Source organism: Paenarthrobacter sp. NEAU-H11 (assembly GCF_050573415.1).
Classification (GTDB): domain Bacteria; phylum Actinomycetota; class Actinomycetes; order Actinomycetales; family Micrococcaceae; genus Arthrobacter.
The window spans coordinates 142,881-162,101 of the sequence record NZ_JBNZGA010000002.1; the positions used below are offsets into that span (position 1 = coordinate 142,881).

General features: G+C 66.4%; 24 protein-coding genes. 9 read left to right on the top strand and 15 right to left on the bottom strand.

Translation table 11 applies throughout. The features are described 5' to 3' along the window. Positions 1 to 18: 18 nt before the first annotated feature. Genes ACQ3DC_RS03220 through ACQ3DC_RS03235 form a run of 4 tightly spaced genes read right to left on the bottom strand, consistent with a single transcriptional unit; the run spans position 19 to position 2,306 of the window. The gene (locus ACQ3DC_RS03220; protein ID WP_430751501.1) at positions 19 to 783 is read right to left on the bottom strand and encodes an ABC transporter permease; all 765 of its coding nucleotides are present in this window, start codon (positions 781 to 783) and stop codon (positions 19 to 21) included. Continuing rightward, entirely contained in the window at positions 780 to 1,562 is a 783-nt protein-coding gene (locus ACQ3DC_RS03225) for an ABC transporter ATP-binding protein (protein WP_430751502.1), read from the bottom strand. Before ACQ3DC_RS03225 ends, ACQ3DC_RS03220 begins: the two co-directional genes overlap by 4 nt. Positions 1,563 to 1,587: 25 nt before the next feature. Further along, the gene (locus ACQ3DC_RS03230; RefSeq protein ID WP_430751503.1) at positions 1,588 to 1,953 is read right to left on the bottom strand and encodes a DUF1048 domain-containing protein; all 366 of its coding nucleotides are present in this window, start codon (positions 1,951 to 1,953) and stop codon (positions 1,588 to 1,590) included. 2 nt (positions 1,954 to 1,955) lie between these two features. Next, a complete protein-coding gene (locus ACQ3DC_RS03235; protein WP_323056902.1) occupies positions 1,956 to 2,306 on the bottom strand; it encodes a PadR family transcriptional regulator in 351 nt (116 codons plus the stop codon). Between the two features lie 195 nt (positions 2,307 to 2,501). Here ACQ3DC_RS03235 and ACQ3DC_RS03240 point away from each other — a divergent pair, with 195 nt between their 5' ends. Both ACQ3DC_RS03240 and ACQ3DC_RS03245 read left to right on the top strand, forming a co-directional pair. Next, on the top strand, positions 2,502 to 2,909 hold the full coding sequence (locus tag ACQ3DC_RS03240) for a response regulator transcription factor (RefSeq protein ID WP_430751504.1): 408 nt from the start codon (positions 2,502 to 2,504) through the stop codon (positions 2,907 to 2,909). Positions 2,910 to 3,034: 125 nt separating this feature from the next. Then, entirely contained in the window at positions 3,035 to 3,367 is a 333-nt protein-coding gene (locus ACQ3DC_RS03245) for a hypothetical protein (RefSeq protein ID WP_157241482.1), read from the top strand. Between the two features lie 144 nt (positions 3,368 to 3,511). Here the strand turns inward: ACQ3DC_RS03245 and ACQ3DC_RS03250 are convergent, their stop codons facing one another. From ACQ3DC_RS03250 to ACQ3DC_RS03285, 8 genes are all read right to left on the bottom strand, one after another. Next, positions 3,512 to 4,312: an ABC transporter permease subunit gene (locus ACQ3DC_RS03250; protein ID WP_430751505.1), complete on the bottom strand. Its 801-nt coding sequence runs from the start codon at positions 4,310 to 4,312 to the stop codon at positions 3,512 to 3,514. Next, positions 4,302 to 5,228, bottom strand: coding sequence for an ABC transporter ATP-binding protein (locus ACQ3DC_RS03255; RefSeq protein WP_430751506.1), 927 nt, complete (start codon positions 5,226 to 5,228; stop codon positions 4,302 to 4,304). The genes ACQ3DC_RS03250 and ACQ3DC_RS03255 overlap by 11 nt, the downstream gene beginning before the upstream one ends. A 57-nt stretch (positions 5,229 to 5,285) precedes the next feature. Continuing rightward, positions 5,286 to 7,046, bottom strand: coding sequence for an EAL domain-containing protein (locus ACQ3DC_RS03260; RefSeq protein WP_430751507.1), 1,761 nt, complete (start codon positions 7,044 to 7,046; stop codon positions 5,286 to 5,288). Then, a complete protein-coding gene (locus tag ACQ3DC_RS03265; RefSeq protein ID WP_430751508.1) occupies positions 7,043 to 7,879 on the bottom strand; it encodes an alpha/beta fold hydrolase in 837 nt (278 codons plus the stop codon). The genes ACQ3DC_RS03260 and ACQ3DC_RS03265 overlap by 4 nt, the downstream gene beginning before the upstream one ends. A 102-nt stretch (positions 7,880 to 7,981) precedes the next feature. After that, positions 7,982 to 8,188, bottom strand: coding sequence for a helix-turn-helix domain-containing protein (locus ACQ3DC_RS03270; RefSeq protein ID WP_104998778.1), 207 nt, complete (start codon positions 8,186 to 8,188; stop codon positions 7,982 to 7,984). Further along, the gene (locus tag ACQ3DC_RS03275) at positions 8,188 to 8,658 is read right to left on the bottom strand and encodes a DUF2975 domain-containing protein (RefSeq protein ID WP_430751509.1); all 471 of its coding nucleotides are present in this window, start codon (positions 8,656 to 8,658) and stop codon (positions 8,188 to 8,190) included. Before ACQ3DC_RS03275 ends, ACQ3DC_RS03270 begins: the two co-directional genes overlap by 1 nt. Before the next feature lie 80 nt (positions 8,659 to 8,738). Further along, the gene (locus ACQ3DC_RS03280; RefSeq protein WP_430751510.1) at positions 8,739 to 9,929 is read right to left on the bottom strand and encodes a type II toxin-antitoxin system HipA family toxin; all 1,191 of its coding nucleotides are present in this window, start codon (positions 9,927 to 9,929) and stop codon (positions 8,739 to 8,741) included. Then, entirely contained in the window at positions 9,922 to 10,125 is a 204-nt protein-coding gene (locus ACQ3DC_RS03285; RefSeq protein ID WP_321214198.1) for a helix-turn-helix transcriptional regulator, read from the bottom strand. Before ACQ3DC_RS03285 ends, ACQ3DC_RS03280 begins: the two co-directional genes overlap by 8 nt. Positions 10,126 to 10,313: 188 nt before the next feature. On the opposite strand from ACQ3DC_RS03285, the gene ACQ3DC_RS03290 reads away from it, so the two are divergent. From ACQ3DC_RS03290 to ACQ3DC_RS03305, 4 genes are all read left to right on the top strand, one after another. Beyond that, positions 10,314 to 11,057: an SDR family oxidoreductase gene (locus ACQ3DC_RS03290; protein ID WP_430751511.1), complete on the top strand. Its 744-nt coding sequence runs from the start codon at positions 10,314 to 10,316 to the stop codon at positions 11,055 to 11,057. 124 nt (positions 11,058 to 11,181) lie between these two features. Then, a complete protein-coding gene (locus ACQ3DC_RS03295; protein ID WP_430751512.1) occupies positions 11,182 to 11,925 on the top strand; it encodes an ANTAR domain-containing protein in 744 nt (247 codons plus the stop codon). A gap of 283 nt (positions 11,926 to 12,208) precedes the next feature. Then, entirely contained in the window at positions 12,209 to 12,403 is a 195-nt protein-coding gene (locus ACQ3DC_RS03300; RefSeq protein ID WP_321214201.1) for a hypothetical protein, read from the top strand. A 184-nt stretch (positions 12,404 to 12,587) separates the two neighbouring features. Continuing rightward, complete coding sequence (locus tag ACQ3DC_RS03305; RefSeq protein ID WP_430751513.1) at positions 12,588 to 13,361, top strand: GAF domain-containing protein; 774 nt, start codon at positions 12,588 to 12,590, stop codon at positions 13,359 to 13,361. On the opposite strand, the gene ACQ3DC_RS03310 is transcribed toward ACQ3DC_RS03305, so the two are convergent. Then, positions 13,358 to 14,587: an acyltransferase family protein gene (locus ACQ3DC_RS03310; protein WP_430751514.1), complete on the bottom strand. Its 1,230-nt coding sequence runs from the start codon at positions 14,585 to 14,587 to the stop codon at positions 13,358 to 13,360. The genes ACQ3DC_RS03305 and ACQ3DC_RS03310 overlap by 4 nt on opposite strands. Positions 14,588 to 14,752: 165 nt before the next feature. After that, positions 14,753 to 15,100: a hypothetical protein gene (locus ACQ3DC_RS03315; protein WP_157241469.1), complete on the bottom strand. Its 348-nt coding sequence runs from the start codon at positions 15,098 to 15,100 to the stop codon at positions 14,753 to 14,755. Positions 15,101 to 15,241: 141 nt separating this feature from the next. On the opposite strand from ACQ3DC_RS03315, the gene ACQ3DC_RS03320 reads away from it, so the two are divergent. Beyond that, positions 15,242 to 15,625: a hypothetical protein gene (locus tag ACQ3DC_RS03320; protein ID WP_323056887.1), complete on the top strand. Its 384-nt coding sequence runs from the start codon at positions 15,242 to 15,244 to the stop codon at positions 15,623 to 15,625. Then, positions 15,618 to 17,630 (top strand): matrixin family metalloprotease, encoded by a 2,013-nt coding sequence (locus tag ACQ3DC_RS03325; RefSeq protein WP_430751515.1) that lies wholly within the window; start codon positions 15,618 to 15,620, stop codon positions 17,628 to 17,630. The genes ACQ3DC_RS03320 and ACQ3DC_RS03325 overlap by 8 nt, the downstream gene beginning before the upstream one ends. A gap of 76 nt (positions 17,631 to 17,706) precedes the next feature. On the opposite strand, the gene ACQ3DC_RS03330 is transcribed toward ACQ3DC_RS03325, so the two are convergent. Continuing rightward, on the bottom strand, positions 17,707 to 18,201 hold the full coding sequence (locus tag ACQ3DC_RS03330; protein ID WP_430751516.1) for a hypothetical protein: 495 nt from the start codon (positions 18,199 to 18,201) through the stop codon (positions 17,707 to 17,709). A 92-nt stretch (positions 18,202 to 18,293) separates the two neighbouring features. On the opposite strand from ACQ3DC_RS03330, the gene ACQ3DC_RS03335 reads away from it, so the two are divergent. Then, positions 18,294 to 18,962, top strand: coding sequence for an ArsR/SmtB family transcription factor (locus ACQ3DC_RS03335; protein ID WP_430751517.1), 669 nt, complete (start codon positions 18,294 to 18,296; stop codon positions 18,960 to 18,962). The last annotated feature ends 259 nt before the right edge of the window (positions 18,963 to 19,221 follow it).

A 19,221-nucleotide genomic window follows, 5' to 3' on the forward strand; every position in this document is an offset into this window, starting at 1 on the left:
TGCTTCAGGGAACCCTGCTCAGCGGATCCTGCGCCGGTAGGCTGCGATGGCGAAGCCGTAGGCCAGGGCGAGGAGGCCTGCCAGCCAGGCGACGGCGGTCCAGGCTTCGCTGCCGACGGGTTCCTGGGCCAGCAGGGCCCGGAGGGTATCCACGACGGAGGTCACGGGCTGGTTCTCTGCGAACCACGCGACCGGGCCGGGCATGGATCCGGTAGGCACGAACGCCGAGCTGATGAACGGAAGGAAGATCAGCGGGTAGCTGAACGCGCTCGCCCCGTCCACGGTCCTCGCGGAAAGGCCGGCGATCACGGCGATCCAGGTCAGTGCGAGGGTGAAAAGGACCAGGATGCCGGCGACGGCGAGCCAGGCGGCCGGGGAGGCCCCGGTGCGGAAACCCATGATGAGCGCGACGCCGATGACGATCGCCACGGAGGCCAGGTTCGCCACAAGGGAGGTGAGCACATGGGCCCAGAGGACGCTCGGCCTCGCGATCGGCATGGACTGGAAGCGTTCGAAGATGCCGCCCTGCAAGTCGAGGAACAGCCGGTAGGCGGTGTACGCGACGCCGGATGCGATGGTGATGAGCAGGATGCCGGGGAGCATGTAGTTGACGTAGGACTCGTCGGATCCGGTGTTGATGGCGCCGCCGAACACGTACACGAACAGCAGCATCAGCGCGATCGGGGTGACCGCTGTGGTCATGATGGTGTCCGGGCTGCGCAGGATGTGGCGCAGCGAGCGGCCGGTGAGGACGCCGGTGTCGCCGAGGACGCGGGTTGTCATCGAAGGTCCTTTCGTACCCCGCCGACCAGGGTGAGGAAGACATCCTCCAGGGAGGGCTGCTTCTCGATGTATTCCACCCGGGCGGGCGGGAGGAGTTGCTTGAGTTCGGCGAGGGTTCCGTTCTGGATGATGGTCCCCTCGTGCAGGATCGCAATGCGGTCGGCGAGTTGTTCGGCTTCCTCGAGGTGCTGCGTGGTGAGCAGGACTGTGGTGCCCTGGCCTGCCAGCCTCTTGACGGTCTGCCAGACCTCGAGGCGCGCCTGCGGGTCCAGCCCGGTGGTCGGTTCGTCGAGGAAGATGACCGGCGGGTTGCCGATCAGGCTCATGGCAATGTCCAGCCGGCGGCGCATGCCACCAGAGTATGTTGATGCTTTCCGGTTTCCGGCTTCGGTGAGCGAGAACCGGGCCAGCAGGTCGTCGGCGATAGCTCCGGGGTCCTTCAGGTGGCGCAACCTGGCCACCAGCACCAGGTTCTCCCGGCCGGTAAGCACTTCGTCGACCGCGGCGAACTGGCCTGTCAGGCTGATCGCCCCGCGCACGTCGCCGGGGTGCGTGGCGACGTCGAAACCGTGCACGGTGGCAGTGCCTGCGTCGGCCTTCAGCAGCGTTGACAGGATCCGCACGAGGGTGGTCTTTCCGGCTCCGTTCGAGCCGAGCAGCGCGAAGATACTTCCCGCCTTCACGTCGAAGTCGACGCCCCGCAGCACGTGCAGGTCCTTGAACGACTTCTCGATGCCGTGCACCCGGATGGCGGGTTGCACGGCCTGGTCTGCGGTCATTTCCGTTCCTTCCTTAGCGGCGCGGTTACGCGCCGTCCCCGGATGCTTCGTCAATGGAGTCAGCCAGGCGCTTGCGTTCCTTGTTGATCCATTGCCCGTCCGCGTAGTTCTGGATAAAGGTGTCGGCGAACTCCACGGGGTCGTCCCCCACGATGTCGCGGATGGGCGTGCCGTCAACGGCCGCCCGCTCAATCAGGTCTGCGAGGTCCTCAAGCATCTGCATGAGGACCTCACCCTTGACGATGGACCCGGCATACATGAAGTAGCGCTCAAGTCCATCGATCGCCGTCCGGTAGCTCTTGGGGAGTTCTTCCTTGCGGGCCTTGTACCGGCGCCAGCGCTTTTTGTCCTCGAAAGGGCCTGTAACCCGCTCGATCCATCCTGGGGCCATGGTTACTCTCCTTGTTCCTGGGGGTTTTTGACGTGACGGTGAAGTTGTCCGATCCGCTTTTCGAGGAAGCTCCAGGACCTCCAGAACTCTTCGAGGTACTCCCTGCCCTGCGCGTTCAGCGAATAGACCTTGCGCGGCGGCCCCTTCTCGGACGGGACTTTTGCCACGTCCACCAGGCCGCGCTGCTCGATCCTGACCAGCAGGGCGTAGACAGTCCCCTCGGCAATATCGGAGAAGCCCTGCTCCCGCAGCCGCGCCGTGATGTCGTAGCCATAGGCCGGCTGCACGGCCAGGATGGCCAGGATGATGCCCTCGAGTGTTCCCTTGAGCATCTCGGTCATCTGCTTGCCCATGTGGCCGCCCTCCAGCTACCTAGTACTACTGACTACCGGTACATAGTATCACTGAATAGCAGCCTGGCAAGGGCTGGCTGCAGGGCAGCCCTTGCACCGGCAAGGGCGGTGGCAGGAAAGAAATATCCCTTCTTTTTGGCCGTGACCTGCGTGCCAGCCTTAGACTTTTGGCAGGTGCAAGAGCCGGGGGGCCAAGTGGAAGAACAAGGCGTTTGCCTGGTCATAGAAGATGACCCGGACATCCGTGGATTGATTACTGTCGTGCTGGGCCGTGCAGGATTCAAGGTGCTGACCGCAGAATCCGGGGCCGAGGGAATTGCCGCCTGCACAGCCGCCGGCTCCTCCCTGTCCCTGATCACCCTTGACCTCGGCCTGCCGGACATGGACGGTCATGAGGTTGCCCGGGCCCTGCGGGAAGTGACCCAGACTCCGCTACTGTTCCTCACCGCCAGGTCTGAGGAAGAGGACGTCCTTTCCGGAATGGCGTCAGGAGCCGCCGCCTACATCACCAAGCCTTTCCTTCCACGGGCCTTGAAGGAAGCGGCCCTGGGCCTGGCGGGGCTGCAGGGCCGCACGAAGCTTCCGGCAACGGGGAAACCCTAACCGTTGTAATAATTGGCCCGATGTTGCGTCCGTCACATTCAGCCCCTACTCTGATTGAGGCTTAAGAAACAGGCCATAGCAAGAAGCTGCAGCGTCGCAGCCAATGCCGGGGAAGGCTTTACAACTTGAATTCCAAGCTGAACATTGTTGTCCGTGTAGATCTCGACCACGCCAGGGCCCTCGTGATTGCCAAGGGGCACGTCACCGTCCACAGCGTCAACGCCCTTTATGTAGTAGTTAAACGCGCCAATTCCCTGCGGAATGGCCTCGACCTCGAACTGGACATTTCCCACGCCCGGGTGGACCCGGAAGCGCTGGAAATGCTCCATACGTCCTCTGCAACACACCACCTGCCGGCCAGGATCGATCCGGAGCAGGCACCCTGCACCATCAGCGTCCTTGCACCGCGCGCAGACGCCGGGCGCCGCGCTTATTCGCCGGCCCTCATCGCCGCCTAGGCACCCAAGGCAACGGCACCCGAAGCGCCCAATCGTCGGGCCAGGGAGCCGGCCGCAACCTTTTTCTTCGTGGTTTCCACGGCCTGTGAGCGCAGTTGTATCCGAATGGACGGGTAGCTGCGCTCCGGGCCTGCCGCAAGCCCATCAGGCATCGACATCGCGCCGCCGGAATCCCAGCACAGCCATGGCAAGGAGCACGACGGCGGTCGCGGCAGAAATTGCCACGCTTCCGCCGTCGAGTCCGTTCCGCAACGGATCGTGGCCGATGTACTGGTAGAAGGGCGAAAACTCCTGGATGTCTGCCAGCCAGTCCACCAGGGGCGCCAGGCCGTTGACAACGTAGGCGACCACGGCCACCAGCGCGGGCACACCCTTGCTGATTCCGGTCCGCCCCGTCGAGGCGGACAGCATCAGGGCCAACGTTCCAAAGACCACGCCCAGGAGGGCCAGGTGCAGCATGGCGGCGGCCACCTTGCCGGCCGGCAGGTCGAGGTCCACGAGGTTTCCTTCCGCCACCAGGGCCACACCCATGACGGCAGCGATCAGGAAGGTCCCTGCGGTCATGGCCAGGAATTTGTCCAGGACCACACGGCTCCTGCTGACCGGGTTGGAAAGCAGCAGGTCCAGGGTGTGGCGGTCTTCCTCGCCGGCGATTGCCCCGGCACCCGAGCCGACGGCGTACATCAAAACCGCGGCCGGTCCCATAAAGGCAAGCAGTTCCACCTCGACGTAGCCCGTGGGGGTGGACATGTCCGCGCCGGAGGAAGCGAACAGGGCCCTGAACGCCTCGGGCATCTGGTCCAAGAGGTCGCTCATGGAGGGCTGGTCCCGCACTGTGGGCCAGAACGCCACATACATGGCAATAAGCAGCGCAACCGAAATGCACCAGCCGAGGAGCGCCCGGCCCTGGTCCCGGAGTGCCTTGGCCAGAACGTTAGTGAGCATCGGGACCTTCTGTTCCGGCGTGCTGCGGCCCGTAATAGGTGAGGAAGGTTTCCTCCAGTGGCGCTTCCGCGCACTCGAAGTCCACTACCCGGTGCGCGCTGACCCTTTTCAGCAAAGCGTCGAGGGAGGCCTGGGGCGCATTGCAGGTCATGGTCCGCTTGTTCACCACGAGGTCGCGAAGGCCGGGCAGGTCGTCGTAGTCCGAGTGGGCTATGTCTTCGGCGAAACTGGCACGGACCCGGTGCAAAGACCGGGCAGCGAGCTCCTGCAGGCGCTCCACGGCAACGAGGCGCCCTTCGCGCACCACGCCGATCCGGTCCGCCACCCGTTCCACCTCGCCGAGCACGTGGGAGGAAAGCAGCACGGAACCGCCGGCCGCGGTGTGCTCGCGGAGAAACGAATGGAAAACCTGCTGTACCAGGGGGTCCATGCCGCTGGTGGGTTCGTCGAGCACCAGCAGCCGTGGGCTGGACATCATGGCCAGAACCACCGCCAGCTTTTGCCGGTTCCCCCGTGAGAGCGTCTTTGCCGGGCGGTCCAGGTCAAGGTCCATCCCGGCGGCCAGCTCTATGGCCCGTGCCGAGGCATCGTGGCGGCGGAGATGGGAGCAGAAGGCAATGTGGTCGCGGCCGGTGAGCCGGTCATAGAGTGCCGGTTCACCGGGGACGTAACCCACCAGCTGCCGCACCTCCACGGACTGCCGCCACGAGTCCCGACCCAGGATTTCCGCACGCCCCGCAGTCGGGCGCAGCATGCCCATCAGGACGCGGATCGTCGTCGTCTTGCCCGCCCCGTTGGGCCCGAGGTAGCCGAAGACTTCGCCCTCGCCAATAGTGAAGCTCACGCCGTCCAGTGCGGTGGTCTTCCCGAAGCTCTTTCGGAGGTCCACCAGCTGCACCACCGCATCAGCGCCCATACCCCAGTTTCCGGCCGGGGCTCCCCGGCCCACAGAGTCTTTCGACCTTGGAACGGGCTAACTGCTGGAGTGTGCCTCCAGCCATTCCTTGAGGAGGGGGGCCGGAAGCGGACGGGTGAAGTGGTAACCCTGGGCAAGATCGCAGCCCATCTCCTTGAGGGTTCGCAGCTGGCCGGACGTTTCCACGCCTTCGGCAACCGCCCGCAGGCCCACCGCGTGTGCCAGCTCGATGCAGCTGCCCACGATTGCGGCGTCCCCCTTGTCCGAGTCCAGTCCGCCGATGAAGGAACGGTCGATCTTCAACTCGTCAATCGGGAATTTCTTCAGGTAAGTCAGGCTGGAGTATCCCGTGCCGAAGTCGTCGACGGCAAGGCCCACGCCCAGGTTCTTGAGGGCGGTCAGGGACTCGAGGGCAGCGCCGGGATCCGCCATCAAGGCTGTTTCGGTGATCTCCAGGAGCAGCACCGCGGGGTCGATCCGCCGAAGCCGGAGGGCCTCTTCCACCATCGGCACCAGCCCGGGGTCATTCAGCTGCCGGGTTGACAGGTTGACCGCAACTTCGAGCTCCGCGGCACGGCGGCCCTCGCGGCGCCAACTGGCTGCCTGCCTGAGGGTTTCATCCAGGACCCACGCGCCCAGGGGCCGCACCAGGCCTGATTCCTCGGCCATGGTGATGAATTCCGACGGCGGCAGCAGCCCGCGGGTCGGGTGCTGCCACCTGACCAGGGCTTCCACCCCGCTGGCGAGGCCGGTGCGCAGGTCCACGCGGGGCTGGTAATGCACCCGCAGGTCGCCGTCGCTGATCCCCCGGCGCAGCTCGCCGAGGGACCGGAGCCGGTCCACGGTGGGGTCGGATTCCGCGTGCCGGTGAATCTCCCAGCGGTTGCGGCCGAGCGCCTTTGCCCGGAACATCGCGATGTCTGCGCGGCGGACAAGATCGTCCAGGGTTTCCGGCTCGTCCCCGGATACGGCCACTCCGATGCTGGCGGAGGTCACGATCTCCAGGCCCTCGAGCAGGATCGGGGCGCTGAGGACGTCCAGGAGCCTGGCCGCGAGCGCTGTTGCTTCCTCGGCGGACCCAAACACGTCCACCACGAGAAACTCGTCCCCGGAAAGCCGGGCCACGGTGCGGGCCTCCCCGGCCGCCGGCACCAGCCGCTGCGCCACGGACTTCAGGAGTTCGTCCCCTGCGGCATGGCCCAGGCTGTCATTGACCGCCTTGAAATGGTCAAGGTCAATGAAGAGGGCGGCCAGGGTGCCAGTGCCGTTAGGGCGATCCGCCAGGATCGGACTGAGCCGGGCTCTCAGCCCCGCCCTGTTGGGGAGGCCGGTCAAGGCGTCGTGGGCCGCAAGGTGCTGCAGTTCGGTTTCGGCCTGCACCCGCCGGGCTTCGGATTCCTCGGCCTCCCGCAGGGCGGACACCAGTTCTTTTTCATACATCCGGCGTTCGTGGGCGCTGAAGACGATGACGCGGACACTCGCGGCCTGCTGCGGGGAGCCGGGAGATCTCGAGGCCGAAAGCAGCGCGGCGCGGCGCCGTCCGTCAGCGGCAACTATCTCTATGGCTATTTCCGAAACAGCCCCGGTGATGCCGAGCTGCGGAATGCAGTGCGTGGAGTACAGCATTTGGTCGCCGATGGGCATCAGGGACTGCAGCCGGGTTCCCAGGAGTTCCGCCCGGGCATAACCCGACCAGTGTGCAAAGGTGTCGTTGACCGCGGTGATTTTCCCGCCGTCGTCCGTTACCAGGTAGCCGCACGGCGCCTTGTGGAACAGTGACTCGAAGTCCGCCGGCCCGCCGGCCTGGGTGCCTGTCACGGGTCGGCGGCAAGGTACTGCCGGATGGCCGCCGCTGTTGCCTCCGGTGCGCTGACGTGCGGGCAATGGCCGGCGGCCTTGAGGTGCACCAGCGAACTGCGTTCCAGCTGCCGGTTCAGGTACGTGCCCACTTCGGGCGGCGCGAGCAGATCGTCGGAGCACTGCAGGATCAGGCTGCTGGTGCGTACTTTGCCGAGTTCGTTCCGGGTGTCGGAGAGGAAGGTGACCCTGGCGAAGTGCCGCGCGATGGAGGGGTTGGTCCGGCAGAAGCTGCCGCGGAGATCCTCGGCCAGTTCGGGTTCGTCCGGGTTGCCCATCACCATCGGCGCGAGGGCTGCGGCCCAGGCAAAGTAGTTGCTGTCCAGGGAGTCCAGCAGGCTCTCGATGTCCTCCCGCGAGAACCCGCCCACGTAGCCGCTGGACGGGTCGTTGGTGTAGCGGGGCGACGGCGCCACCAGGATCAGATGCGCAAAGCGGCCGGGCTCCTTGACTTCCGCCAGCACGGAAATCATGGCGCTGACGCTGTGGCCGACGACGGTGACGTCCCTCAGGTCAAGGGCCGCGCAGATTTCCAGCAGGTCGGCCGCATAGCCGTCCAGGGATCCGTATTTGGTGCGGTCGTAGGCAGAGGCATCCGAGCGTCCGGCGCCCACGTGGTCGAAGAGGACCAGCCGGTGGTCCTCGGCGAAATGCGGCAGGAGCCTGCGCCACATGTCCTGGTCGCAGCCGAAACCATGCGCGAACAGCATCACCGGCCCATCAGGGCGGCCGGAGAGGGTGACGTTGTTCCGGCGGATAACCGGCGAATCAGTTGCGGGTGCCGCTTCGACCATTTCTTTACCAAACGTAAGGAGGCTGACCTTATTCCTGCATCAGATACTATCGGCGGGACGTCCACGAATCCTAGGATCGCTGGACGGCATCGCGGTGCGGCGCTAGTCCTCCACGAACTCCAGCAGGTCGCCGGGCTGGCACTCGAGGACCCGGCACATCGCTTCCAGCGTGCTGAAGCGGACCGCCTTGGCACGGCCGTTTTTCAGGACCGCCACATTGGCGGGAGTGAGGCCCACACGTTCGGCAAACTCCCCCACGCTCATCTTCCGTTTGGCCAGTTCGACGTCGATGCGCACCACGATGGGCATCAGATGACGGCTTCCATGTCCGCGCGGAGGTCCGCAGCCTGCCGGAGCAGGGCGCGGAGCACCACCACCACAAGGCCCACGGCGGCGCCGGCCACCAGGACCAGCAGCAGCAGGAGCGGCAGTCCGGGATCGTCGGCATTGAGGACCACCACGGCGGCGAGCATGGCCCAGCCGGCCGCGATGGCCCACACGATCGCGTTCACCCACACGAGGGCGCCTCGGCTGAAGATCCTGTCCTGCCTGACAAGCGTCAGCAGCTTCCAGGTGCTCACGATCACCACTTGGACGCAGGCCACCTCCAGGATGAAGAACATGGTCAGCGGCCACTGCAGGTACGCCCGCTCCGGGTTCTCCTGCGCCATATGGGCGAACTGGCCGGGAATGGACATGACCTGGAACAGGACCAGGAGGAGGAACGCGGCAACGAGCACCACCCTAAGAGCAGTGACGGCCAGGCGGGTGATTTTCATGTATCGAGTTTCGACCACTACCTATCGAAAGTCAATCGATAGGGGGCCGGACCTCGCGGAGGGTGGGTTCCCGGGCCGGATCAGGGAACCAGTTGGGCCCTGCGGAACCGGAGCTCCCTGCGTGCGCCGTTGAGGGGTGATCCCGCAAAGGGCAGGGCGTCCAGGTCGATGCCCTCGGCTGCTACGAGGGCAAGGGCATTGGCGGCAGCCGCTGCCCGCGGGGGCAGCGCGATGGCGGCTGCGAACTCCTGCCAGTGCCTGGCTTTGAGTCCCTTGACCTTGCCGGCGATGGGCAGCGCCATGGTGTCGTCGCCGTAGAGCAGTGTGCACGGGATGTCGTACATCGGGGAAACGGCCCAGCCGCCGTTCCGGCCCGCAAGGATGGCGGCGTTCTTGGCGTGGAGGTCCCCGTTGCCGGTCAGCCACGCGAAGGCGAACTGCAGGTAGAGGTTCCTGGCGGCTACGGCCTTGGCCTTGCACAGTCCGGCCAGCGCCAGGACCAGGCGCTCGGAGCTGACCGCGTATTTCGACGCCGGCGGAAGGTTCAGCACCTGCGCCCCGTCCTCGAGCGCCAGCCGGACCGGCCCGTCAGCGTGGACGCGGTCGAACCGCTCCACAAGGAGCCCCGGCCTGCCTTTCCTGTCGGTGACCACGCTGTGTTTGGCCACCGGTATCTTGAGGGCTTTGGCCCCGGCGAGGTGGGCAGCCTCGTTCACCACAAGGTGCGGGTACTGGGGAGGGTCCAGCTTGAGGAGGTAGCGCCGGTTGGCGAGGGCCAGCGGCGTGGTCATCATTGAGGCACTGGCTTTGTGCTGCACGCCGGGGAGTCCGTGCGGGTCCACCGCGTCCGCCAGGTACGCGAAATCCAGGTCCTCCGGCCGGGATGTATCCGCCAGCGGCTGCTGCTCCACCAGGGGTTCGCCTGCCGGGACGACCTGCACATCGCCGGGCACATCCGCGCCGACGGCGAGGAGCAGGCTCAGCTCATCGCCCAGGCTCGTCTTAACGGCGTCCTTGAGCACGGTGAGCCGGTGGCCTTCCGGCAGGAGGCCGGAGAAGAAGGCGGGCAGTGCGCCGCTGGGCGATTCCACGGGTTCGGCAGTGACGGGCAGGGTGGTTGCCACGGGCCGCGCACCGGCACGGAGGTAGTGCTCAGCATAGGAGAAGGTCACGCTGCCGCGTTCCGTGCGGGTCAGGTGCCCTGCCAGGATGCCTGCCTTGTACACATCCGCCCCGCGGACGAATTTGAGGCGCCGCAGGTCCTCAGTCATCGGTAGCCCGGAGGTGGAGCCCCACCGCGTTGGCGGCGGCGGCCACCGTAACCAGGGACGGGTTGCCCGTGCCTGTTTCAATGGCATGGATGGTGCGGGCGGAGGTACCCGCAAGGTCCGCCAGCGTGGCCTGGGTAATTCCGGACTCCTTCCGCGCGCGCCGGATCATCTCCCCAATGGCCGCCACGTCTTCCATCGTTCCCTTTCCGCAGGATATTGCCGATTAACACGCTTGCTCCTGACACAATCCACCAGAACAAGGAAAACCGCAAGATATTGCAGAAAAGAAGACAATCCGAGGTTAGGGCGCCTCCTCCGGCAGGAACCGGAAATATCCTTCCGGTCAGCAGACCATCGGCGCGGTAATTTACGTAGGATTTCCCCATGAGGATCGCCGTTGCAGGGGGAACCGGTACCGTCGGACGCCACGTGGTAGCCGTAGCGAAGGAGCGCGGCCACCACGTTGTCAGCCTGAGCCGTGCCGAGGGTGTGGACCTGGTGAACGGGCGCGGCCTGGCCCAGGCCCTCGCCGGCCTGGATACCGTGATAGACGTCTCCGGGATCCAGACCATCTCCACCAAGCAGGCCGTGGACTTCTACACCAACGCCACCCAGAACCTTCTGGCCGCGGAACAGGAAGCGGGCGTGCGGCACCACGTGGCACTCTCCATCGTGGGGATCGACGGCGCCACGTCCGGCCTGTATGCGGGAAAGCTGGTGCAGGAGGACGAGGTCCGCCACGGCGGCGTCCCGTGGACCCTGCTGCGCTCCACCCAGTTCCACGAGTTCGTCCCGCTGACCGTGAAGATCGGGACGGTGGGCCCGCTGGTGGCCGTTCCAAAAATGGTCACCCGGCCCGTCGCTGCCCGCGAGGTGGCCGAGGCCCTGGTGGATGCGGCGGAGGCGGGACCGCAGGGACGGATCAATGACCTCGGCGGGCCGCGGACCGAGGAGCTCGCAGACCTGGTCCGCACCTATCTCGCGAAGACCGGTGAGCGCAAGAAGGTCCTGGAGGCAGTGCTGCCGGGCCGCATGGGCAAAGCCATGCGCAGCGGCGCGCTGATCCCGGCGCCGGGCGCCGCCGTCGGACGCCAAACGTTCCAGCAGTGGCTGGAAGCAGGCAAGTAGTCCCCGCACCGGGCAGGAAAAGTAGAGTACCTGCTACTCGTGCCCTTTCCGCGCCGCTCCATTAAGTTCAGGGAAAGCCCGCGCATCGGCAAGGCGCGGGACGTACGTGGACGGGGGCAAAAGCGTGGCAGCACATCCGGCGACTGACGGCAGGCGCCAGGACCGGCCCGGGTTCCTGCTGGACCTGATCACCGGGACCGAAACAGAACTGGACTCCCTCCAGCGGCTGACCGAGGCCGCTGCGAAGGCGGTCATCGGCCCGGACGGGCCAGGGCCGGACTGCGCCGCGGTCCTGGCGCGCGGAGGCTCTGCCCCGCTCACTGCCGGCAGCAGCCTCACGGCATCCGAACTGGCGGCATCGGAGGACCGGTACGGGGACGGGCCCCTGATGCAGGCACTGAGCACTGCCGGTGCGGTGACGGTCGACGGCGACACGTCAGTGCGGTGGCGGACGTACCAGCGGCGGCTGGCAGCTGCCGGGTATGGCGGTGCGGTGGCCGTTCCGCTGGGGTTGAACGGCGGCACGTCCTGCGCCCTGGTGTTCCTGGCGCGCACCGGCCCCGGGTTCGAGGGCCTGCTCGCCGAGGCCAAATGGTTTGCCGGGGTGGCGACGCACAGCATGCGGCTGGCCCTTGAGGTGCGCAGCGTCCGGTCCGCCGGGGACAACCTCAAGGCTGTGCTGGAAAGCCGCACCTCCATCGACGTGGCGTGCGGGGTGATCATGGCGCAGAACCGCTGTACGTACCCCGAAGCCTTCATCAAGCTGGCCAGCGCGTCCCGCCAGCGGAACCTCAAGGTCCGCAGCGTGGCCGAGAACATCCTCAAGGCGCTGCCCAGCGGCGCTCCGGCGGCCAGGTTCGAATCCTGAGGCAGGAGACGGAGCGGCCGGGCCGGCCGGGCAAGGGGAAAGCCCCTCCTAGGAGGGGCTTTCAACGTAGTGGTCAATTGTCTTCGAGTTACGGTCAGTGGTGATGCGCTACCCCCTCCCAGACGCCCCCCGGCGCCCATCTGGACTATGACAAGACCTGACTTTAATAACCTGTGCCCAGGAAGTAAACACCAAATTAAAAGTCCGCGCGCTCCCGCTGCGGATTTCCGCACGTTTCGGAACTTTTACTTGCGCGAAACAGGCCCGACCGTATTATTCATGCATGTGGACTAAACAGCACCAGGCCCTTTGCGTCACGTGCGGCAGGAGCACCAAGCACGTGACGCACTATAAGAAGGACGACGTCGGCGGCTCGCTGGTTGCCGAGGTCCAGTGTGCTGAGCACCACGAAGCGGCGGTCTGCAGCGAGCAGTACCAGCCCGTGCGGCTGACGCAGGCGGCTGAGCCCGCGGCCTGACCTCCCAGGTGCCGCTGCCAGGTCCCGGCTTGGCGCGAACCGCTCTCTGCTGCGCCCACAAACGTAATAACCCTCCGCCGGGTTAGGGGCAGGCGAAATTAGTAAGTAGACTGATTAGCATGGCCGGTAAATCAGCACATGCGTATGGGCTGGATGCACCTTATGCCTTGCCCGGGCGGACATCATGAGCGACGAGTCAGAGCGGCGGCTTGAGCTTGCAGCCATGGTTGTTGCCGGCCTGGACCCGGCGGACATCTGGCCGACCTACTTTGGCGGGCCGCGCTTTTCCGATTTTGAGCTGCATGCCTACCTTCACGGCGCACTGGCCTTGCCCGAATTTGAACGCGGTTACAGTGCCGGCACGGAGCCCATGCCTGCGCCGCCGCAGGGCCAGGGACGCCAGCACCGGAGAGGACGTGCCGGCGAGGATGCGCTGGCCGGCCTGGGGGCCGCGGGCAGGTTCCTCCTGACGCCTGAACGGGCGGAGGAGGAACGGCTGCAGTCGCTTCGGGAGACCGACCTGCTCCACACAGGCACAGTGGACATCTTTGACCAGGTGGTGGAAACCGCCAGGGACTATTTTGGCGTCGGTGCTGCGTCATTGTCCCTGATCGCCGAAAATTCCCAGTTCCTCAAGTCCGTGGTCGGCCCCCTTCGCGAGGAGACGCCCCGGGAGATCGCGCTCTGCACGCATACCGTGCGGCTGAACACGATGCTCATCATCAACGACACCCTCACCGATGACCGGTTCGCCACCAATCCGCTAGTCGTCGGGGAACCCTTCATCCGCTTCTACGCCGGTTACCCCCTGCACGGGCCGCGCGGCTGGAACATCGGAACGCTGTGCGTCATTGACCACCGCCCCCGGGCGTTCAGCGCCTCGGACCAGCAGGTGCTCCGCACCCTGGCCACCATCGTCCAGAACAACATCAACGCCCGCACTGACGCCGCCGGCTAGGATCCCCGGCGAGCGGACGCCAGTTCGGGCCCGCGGCCAGGTGCCGGTGCAGACGTTCGCGCCGCTTCCGGAGTTGACGCCGCTTCGGGCGTGGAGCGGACGACGGCGGGCTCCAGCCTTCTGTTTGCCCAGCGGCGGACGGGCGTCTCCACCAGGCGGTGGGACGCATAGGCCAGCAGGACGGTCAACGCTGCGGCCAGCGGCACACGGAGCCACAGCGAAGGGATCAGCGGCATCAGCAACAGGTAGACGGGCAGGTGCCAGAGGTAGAAGGCGTAGGACAGATCTCGGCCCGGCCCGGCAAGCCAGGGGTGGCTGAGGACTCGGGCGGCGAAGCCGGCGGGCTGCAGGACCAGTGATCCGATCAGGGCGGCCGCCAGCAGGGAAAGCACGGCGGGCCCAACGGTCCAGAAGGCGCTGAACCAGGGCCCGGGGGTGTCCGGCTCCTTGAGCAGGAACACGGCGGCCAGGAGGATGAGCCCGGCGGCCGGTCCGGCCCGGCGCGCCGCCGTCCGGAGGGCTGCGTGGAACCGGGAACCGGGGGTGACTGCCGTGAACACGAGCGCCAGGGTGCATCCGATCAGCAGCTCGTCGGCCCGGGTGTCCGGCCCGTTGTAGAGGCGGTTCAGCGGCGCCCCGATCAGCACCAGGACGAACCGTTCCAGCAGGAACGCCGCGGCCAGGCCTGCGGTGATCCAGGTGACCGTGCGGACCTTCCAGAACCGCAGCAGCACCAGCAGCAGGAGCGGCCACACCAGGTAGAACTGCTCCTCGACGGCCAGGGTCCAGGTGGGGCCAAGGGTTTCCCCCGCCACGGAGTCGCCGAACATCCCGAAGCGGGCCAGGTTCATCACGTACGCGGCGGCCGGGAGGACAAACCCTTCCTGGCCGGCCCACTTCGACGCCGGGAAGGCCAGGCCCACGGCGACGATCACCCCGCACAGCGCCAGCAGCGCCGGCCACAGCCTGGCCAGCCGCTTGGCGTAGAAGATGCCCAGCCGCAGCCGGCCCGTGGCCAGATGCTCCTTCATGATCAGGAGGGTGATCACAAAGCCGCTGAGCGTGAAAAAGACGTCCACGCCAATGGAGCCGCCCGGCACCAGGGCGGTTGCCGCGTGGAAGAAAAACACGCCCGCCACGGCAACAGTCCGGAGCCCGTCCAGGGCATGCTTCCGCCCGGCGATGAGGCTTGTTCCGGGTACTGCGTTACGTTCGGGGGCTGACAAATTTCCGCTGCTTGACCTAAAAACCACTCACCCAGCATATATAACGTTTCCATAACTGCGCTGGGTGCAGGCTGGACGCAGGCTGCACGCAGCCACGCAGAAGGCGTACGACGGCGGTGCGCGCCGCCGTCGTACGCCTTCAGTTTTTGGACCGCTGTCAGTCAGTTACCGGTTGACGTAGACCCCGCCACAGGCTGCCTTCTCGGCGTCGCTTCCGAGGACGTAGAGCGTGTTGTTTTCTCCGGGAACGCCCTGGTGCACCAGCACGTGGAGGGGGTGGGTCCGGCCGTCCGTTTGTGGCAGGTCGGCGGCGTGGACGTTGTGCTCGAAGACGGCAGCGGGAAGGTCCACCGCTTCCTCCCCCGCACCCTCAGCCATCACCACGCAGCCTCCGCTGCCAACGACTTTGACGTGGGTGTGGTCAGCTGCTGCCGGCCCGGCGGCAGCAAGCAGCAGCAGTGCTGATGCAGCCGCAGCGGCTCCGGCCGCGCCCAGTGCTTTCGTGGATTTCATGACAGGCCCTCTCAATGTCAACGGGAACTTCATCGTTACCAGAACGGCGCCGGCAGTCAATAGCCGGCCCGGCAGTAACGGTGCAGTAACGCGGAGAATGGTCCACTGTTCCCGTGTTCCCTCGCATGTGAGGACGGTCTTATGGGGCAGCCGTGGAATTCCTTCCGAGTGTCAGGCCTGGTGCTGGACGTGCCGGACCAGCTTGCACCCTCACATGAGCACGGCATCGAGGGCGGCGCTGCCGTCCTGGAGGGTGGCGGCATGCGCCTGACCGTCGACGCAAGCCCGTTCGCCGACCCGCTCACCCGCTATGCAAACAAACCTGGCTACGAGCGTTGGCGGGAAGCCCTGGGCAACCACATCGCGGACTTCGTCCTGTTTGAGGAAGAGGGCATCCGCACCGTTGCCGTGAATATTCCAGGGCGCGCCACCGCCGTCGTCCATCTGCCTGCGGACGCCGAACGGGACGTCGCGCTGCAGATCCTGCGAAGCATCAGAACCGATCAAGGAGAGCCAAATGACTGACGAACTGTACCCTGCGGCACCGTACCTTGCCGCAGTCGAAAACACCGCCCCGGGTGGACGAACGCCGGGCTTCAGCAAGGTGCAAACGTATCTCGAGCGCTTCGGCTACCTGGGGGAATCCACCCCCAGGGAAATCGGCGTCCTGGACGATCCCACCGAAGGGGCGCTTCGGAATTTCCAGGAGTTTTTCCACCTGCCGGTCACCGGCGTCTTCGATGATGCCACGCGCGAAGCAATGATGCGGCCGCGCTGCGGGCTTCCGGACATGCGGGCCGGCGAAATCGCCTTCGCCACTGCGTGCGCATGGGCGGACCGGACCCTGACCTACGCCTTCGACACCGGGACCGACGACGTCGCGGGCACCGCCGAATTCGACGCCATCCGGCGCGCCATCCAGACCTGGCAGACCGTGGGCGGACTGACCTTCACCGAGGTGGCCCTCGGCTCCAGTCCGGACATCCGCATCGGATGGCGCCCGGCGGCGGACCCGGACCATTCGATGGTGGGCGGCGTCCTGGCCCACGCCGACTTCCCTCCCGGCTGCAGCGTGGTCACCAACACGCTGCCCAAGCCGGTCCACTTTGATGACAGCGAACACGTGTGGAGCGTTGGCGCCGCGGCCAACGCCTTCGATATCGAAACAGTGGCGCTGCACGAGTTTGGCCATATCGTGGGGCTGGCCCACTCCAGCGTCGCGAACGCCGTGATGGCCCCCACCGTGGCGTCCAACTTCACCAAACGGGCCCTCACCCAGGACGACCTCGACGGATTCCGGGCACTGTATCCGGCCGCGCCGCAGGCATGGTCCGGGTGGGATTCCCTGGGCGGGATCATCACAACGGACGCCTCCGTGGCCAACAACAAGGACGGCCGGCTGGAAGCCTTTGCCCGGGGCACCGATGGCGCCGTGTGGCACAGATGGCAGAACACCCCCAACGGCAGCTGGTCCGGCTGGAACTCCCTGGGCGGCGTCATCACCACCGACATCGCGGCGGCAAGCAACCTGGACGGCCGGCTGGAAATCTTCGCCCGGGGCACGGACAACGCCCTGTGGCACAAATGGCAGACCGCGCCCAACAGCGGCTGGTCCGGCTGGAACTCCCTGGGCGGGGTGATCACCGGGCCGCCGGCCACAGGCCGCAACGCCGATGGCCGCCTGGAGGTCTTCGCCCGCGGAACCGACGGCGCCGTGTGGCACCGCTGGCAGACGGCGCCGAACGGCAACTGGTCCGGCTGGCATTCCCTGGGCGGCGTGATCACCTCGGAAATCGGGGTGGGCAAGAACAAGGACGGCCGCCTGGAGGTGTTCGCCCGGGGCACGGACAACGCCCTGTGGCACTTGTGGCAGACAGCCCCCAACGGCAACTGGTCCGGCTGGAACTCCCTGGGCGGCGTCCTCACCTCCAACATCACGGTGGGCAGCAACGCCGACGGCCGCCTGGAAGCGTTCGTCCGGGGCACGGACAACGCCCTCTGGCACATGTGGCAGACGGCCCCCAACGGCAACTGGTCCGGCTGGCAGTCCCTGGGCGGCCTGCTCACCTCCGAGATTGCCGCAGGCAAGAATGCGAGCGGCCGGCTGGAGGTGTTTGTCCGCGGCACGGACAACGCCCTGTGGCACATGTGGCAGACAGCCCCCAACAGCGGCTGGTCCGGCTGGCACTCCCTGGGCGGCGTCCTCACGTCCAATATCACTGTGGGCAGCAATGCCGACGGCCGGCTTGAGGTCTTCGTCCGCGGCACGGACAACGCCCTGTGGCACAAGTGGCAAAACATGCCGTTCCTGACCGAGGAGTCCACGGGTTCGTCCGGTGCCGCGGCCATGACCGAGGCGACGGGCGCGGATATGCCCTCCGCCGGCGTCGTCCCCCAAACCGTCGAGATGCCAACCGGCACCATGGACGGAAGCGTGACGACGCACGGCCAGGAGCGGCGCCCGGCCCCGGCCGCCGAGGAATCCGGTTCGGACAGGATGCCGGCCGGGGAAATGCACGCCACCGCGTGAGCCGCCGCGTGGAAAGGGACTGAAACGTACGACGGCGGCCCGCGGCCGCCGTCGTACGTTCACTTTTGGGCCAGCGTCAGTGGTGTGAAGCCGCGGCGCTCCGCATTCCGGTGTAGGCCGCCACGACCCCCGCGAGGAAAATGAGGACGGCGAGGTAGATCAGGCCGAGGTGCCCCAGCGTGGCCAGGCCCCACGGGTAATGTGCGGGGAGGGCCACTGCGAGTCCAACGACAGGGACGATGACTGCGGTGGCGAAGGCCCACCGTTCTCCGCGGCGCACCCCGAACCAGGACAGGCCTGCGACTGCCAGGCCGGTTGCCGCGATGAAGCCGCTGACCGCGATGTGCAGATGGCTGATGTAGTGGTACAGCTGCGGGCTGAACGCCTCGATCTCTGCCTTCCCCTTGTCCACTTGCTCGGGTCCGATGCCCAGTTCAAGGAAGGCGTCCGTGAAGTTCATTATCAAAAAGATCACGGCGTACCCCACGAAGGCCAGCCCGGCCAGCGTCATGAGGCCCGCTCCTGTCCGAAGGCGGGACTCCTGCTGGTGTGGCGTTTGGATGGTGGACACGGCCACCGCCCCCTCTCTTATTCAAGTAGATACTTGAATAAGAAACCCGCGGAGGTAGGCTTGTCAAGAGATATCTTGAATAGGAGGCACACATGGGCGACCAGCAGGACAAGGACGCGCTCTACGACGTCCTCGTGGAAACTGCCAAGGCGATAGGGAACGGCCGGAGGGCCCAGCTCATCGATGTCCTCGCCCAGGGCGAGCGGCCGGTTGAAGAGCTCGCCGCAGAGATCCACCAGAGCATGGCCAACACATCCCAGCACCTGCAGCGCCTGCTGCGGGCCGGCCTCGCCTCCTCACGGCGCTCGGGGACGCGGATCTACTATTCCCTCGCCAGCCCGGCCGTGGAACGGCTGTGGCGGGCACTTCGGGAGACAGCCGAAACCCACGCCGGGGAGCTGGGCGAACTGGTCCGCGCCTACGTCGGCGACCGCGCCGACCTGAGCACCATCACGCGCGACGATCTGCTGCTGCGGCTGCGGCAGGGCGACGTGGTAGTGCTGGACGTGCGGCCACAGCCGGAATACGACGCCGGACATATCCCCGGTGCGATCTCCGTGCCCCTCTCGGACGTCAAGTCCCGGTTGCGGGAGGTTCCCCGAGGGGGCGAAGTCGTGGCCTACTGCCGCGGACCGTACTGCCTGTTTGCGGACGAGGCCGTGCGGCTGCTCACGGACGAAGGACGCACGGCCGCACGGCTTGAGGAGGGCTTCCCTGAGTGGAAGGCGGCAGGGCTCCCGGTAGAGCAGTCGGTCACCTGACGCCGGCCTCAGCGGGACGATGGGCCCGAATTTGAGGAAGTCTTGGGAAGTTCTTGACGCTATCTGCCGCCTCCCTTGAGGATGGGAGTCCACAGTAGTCAGTGAAAGGCAGCGGCGCATGGGGGTGCGGCTGGAACTGGGTCCAGGAGTACCGCAGCCTTGAGTCGGGCAACCGATGGGTCTCAGCGCTTGGCGGTGCCAGGGGGGCACCGCCAAGCGCGACCCGCCGCGCATGGGCCGTCACAGCAGGCAAATGGAC

What these genes read in the sequence shown, in the direction of transcription:
- ACQ3DC_RS03280 (WP_430751510.1), bottom strand. Translation starts at nt 9,929, where the DNA reads ATGACTGAGGACCTGCGGCGCCTCAAATTCGTCCGCGGGGCGGATGTG.
- ACQ3DC_RS03265 (WP_430751508.1), bottom strand. Translation starts at nt 7,879, where the DNA reads ATGGTCGAAGCGGCACCCGCAACTGATTCGCCGGTTATCCGCCGGAAC.
- ACQ3DC_RS03255 (WP_430751506.1), bottom strand. Translation starts at nt 5,228, where the DNA reads ATGGGCGCTGATGCGGTGGTGCAGCTGGTGGACCTCCGAAAGAGCTTC.
- ACQ3DC_RS03225 (WP_430751502.1), bottom strand. Translation starts at nt 1,562, where the DNA reads ATGACCGCAGACCAGGCCGTGCAACCCGCCATCCGGGTGCACGGCATC.
- ACQ3DC_RS03320 (WP_323056887.1), top strand. Translation starts at nt 15,242, where the DNA reads ATGGGGCAGCCGTGGAATTCCTTCCGAGTGTCAGGCCTGGTGCTGGAC.
- ACQ3DC_RS03300 (WP_321214201.1), top strand. Translation starts at nt 12,209, where the DNA reads ATGTGGACTAAACAGCACCAGGCCCTTTGCGTCACGTGCGGCAGGAGC.
- ACQ3DC_RS03290 (WP_430751511.1), top strand. Translation starts at nt 10,314, where the DNA reads ATGAGGATCGCCGTTGCAGGGGGAACCGGTACCGTCGGACGCCACGTG.
- ACQ3DC_RS03315 (WP_157241469.1), bottom strand. Translation starts at nt 15,100, where the DNA reads ATGAAATCCACGAAAGCACTGGGCGCGGCCGGAGCCGCTGCGGCTGCA.
- ACQ3DC_RS03270 (WP_104998778.1), bottom strand. Translation starts at nt 8,188, where the DNA reads ATGCCCATCGTGGTGCGCATCGACGTCGAACTGGCCAAACGGAAGATG.
- ACQ3DC_RS03305 (WP_430751513.1), top strand. Translation starts at nt 12,588, where the DNA reads ATGAGCGACGAGTCAGAGCGGCGGCTTGAGCTTGCAGCCATGGTTGTT.
- ACQ3DC_RS03220 (WP_430751501.1), bottom strand. Translation starts at nt 783, where the DNA reads ATGACAACCCGCGTCCTCGGCGACACCGGCGTCCTCACCGGCCGCTCG.
- ACQ3DC_RS03250 (WP_430751505.1), bottom strand. Translation starts at nt 4,312, where the DNA reads ATGCTCACTAACGTTCTGGCCAAGGCACTCCGGGACCAGGGCCGGGCG.
- ACQ3DC_RS03335 (WP_430751517.1), top strand. Translation starts at nt 18,294, where the DNA reads ATGGGCGACCAGCAGGACAAGGACGCGCTCTACGACGTCCTCGTGGAA.
- ACQ3DC_RS03230 (WP_430751503.1), bottom strand. Translation starts at nt 1,953, where the DNA reads ATGGCCCCAGGATGGATCGAGCGGGTTACAGGCCCTTTCGAGGACAAA.
- ACQ3DC_RS03235 (WP_323056902.1), bottom strand. Translation starts at nt 2,306, where the DNA reads ATGGGCAAGCAGATGACCGAGATGCTCAAGGGAACACTCGAGGGCATC.
- ACQ3DC_RS03275 (WP_430751509.1), bottom strand. Translation starts at nt 8,658, where the DNA reads ATGAAAATCACCCGCCTGGCCGTCACTGCTCTTAGGGTGGTGCTCGTT.
- ACQ3DC_RS03325 (WP_430751515.1), top strand. Translation starts at nt 15,618, where the DNA reads ATGACTGACGAACTGTACCCTGCGGCACCGTACCTTGCCGCAGTCGAA.
- ACQ3DC_RS03285 (WP_321214198.1), bottom strand. Translation starts at nt 10,125, where the DNA reads ATGGAAGACGTGGCGGCCATTGGGGAGATGATCCGGCGCGCGCGGAAG.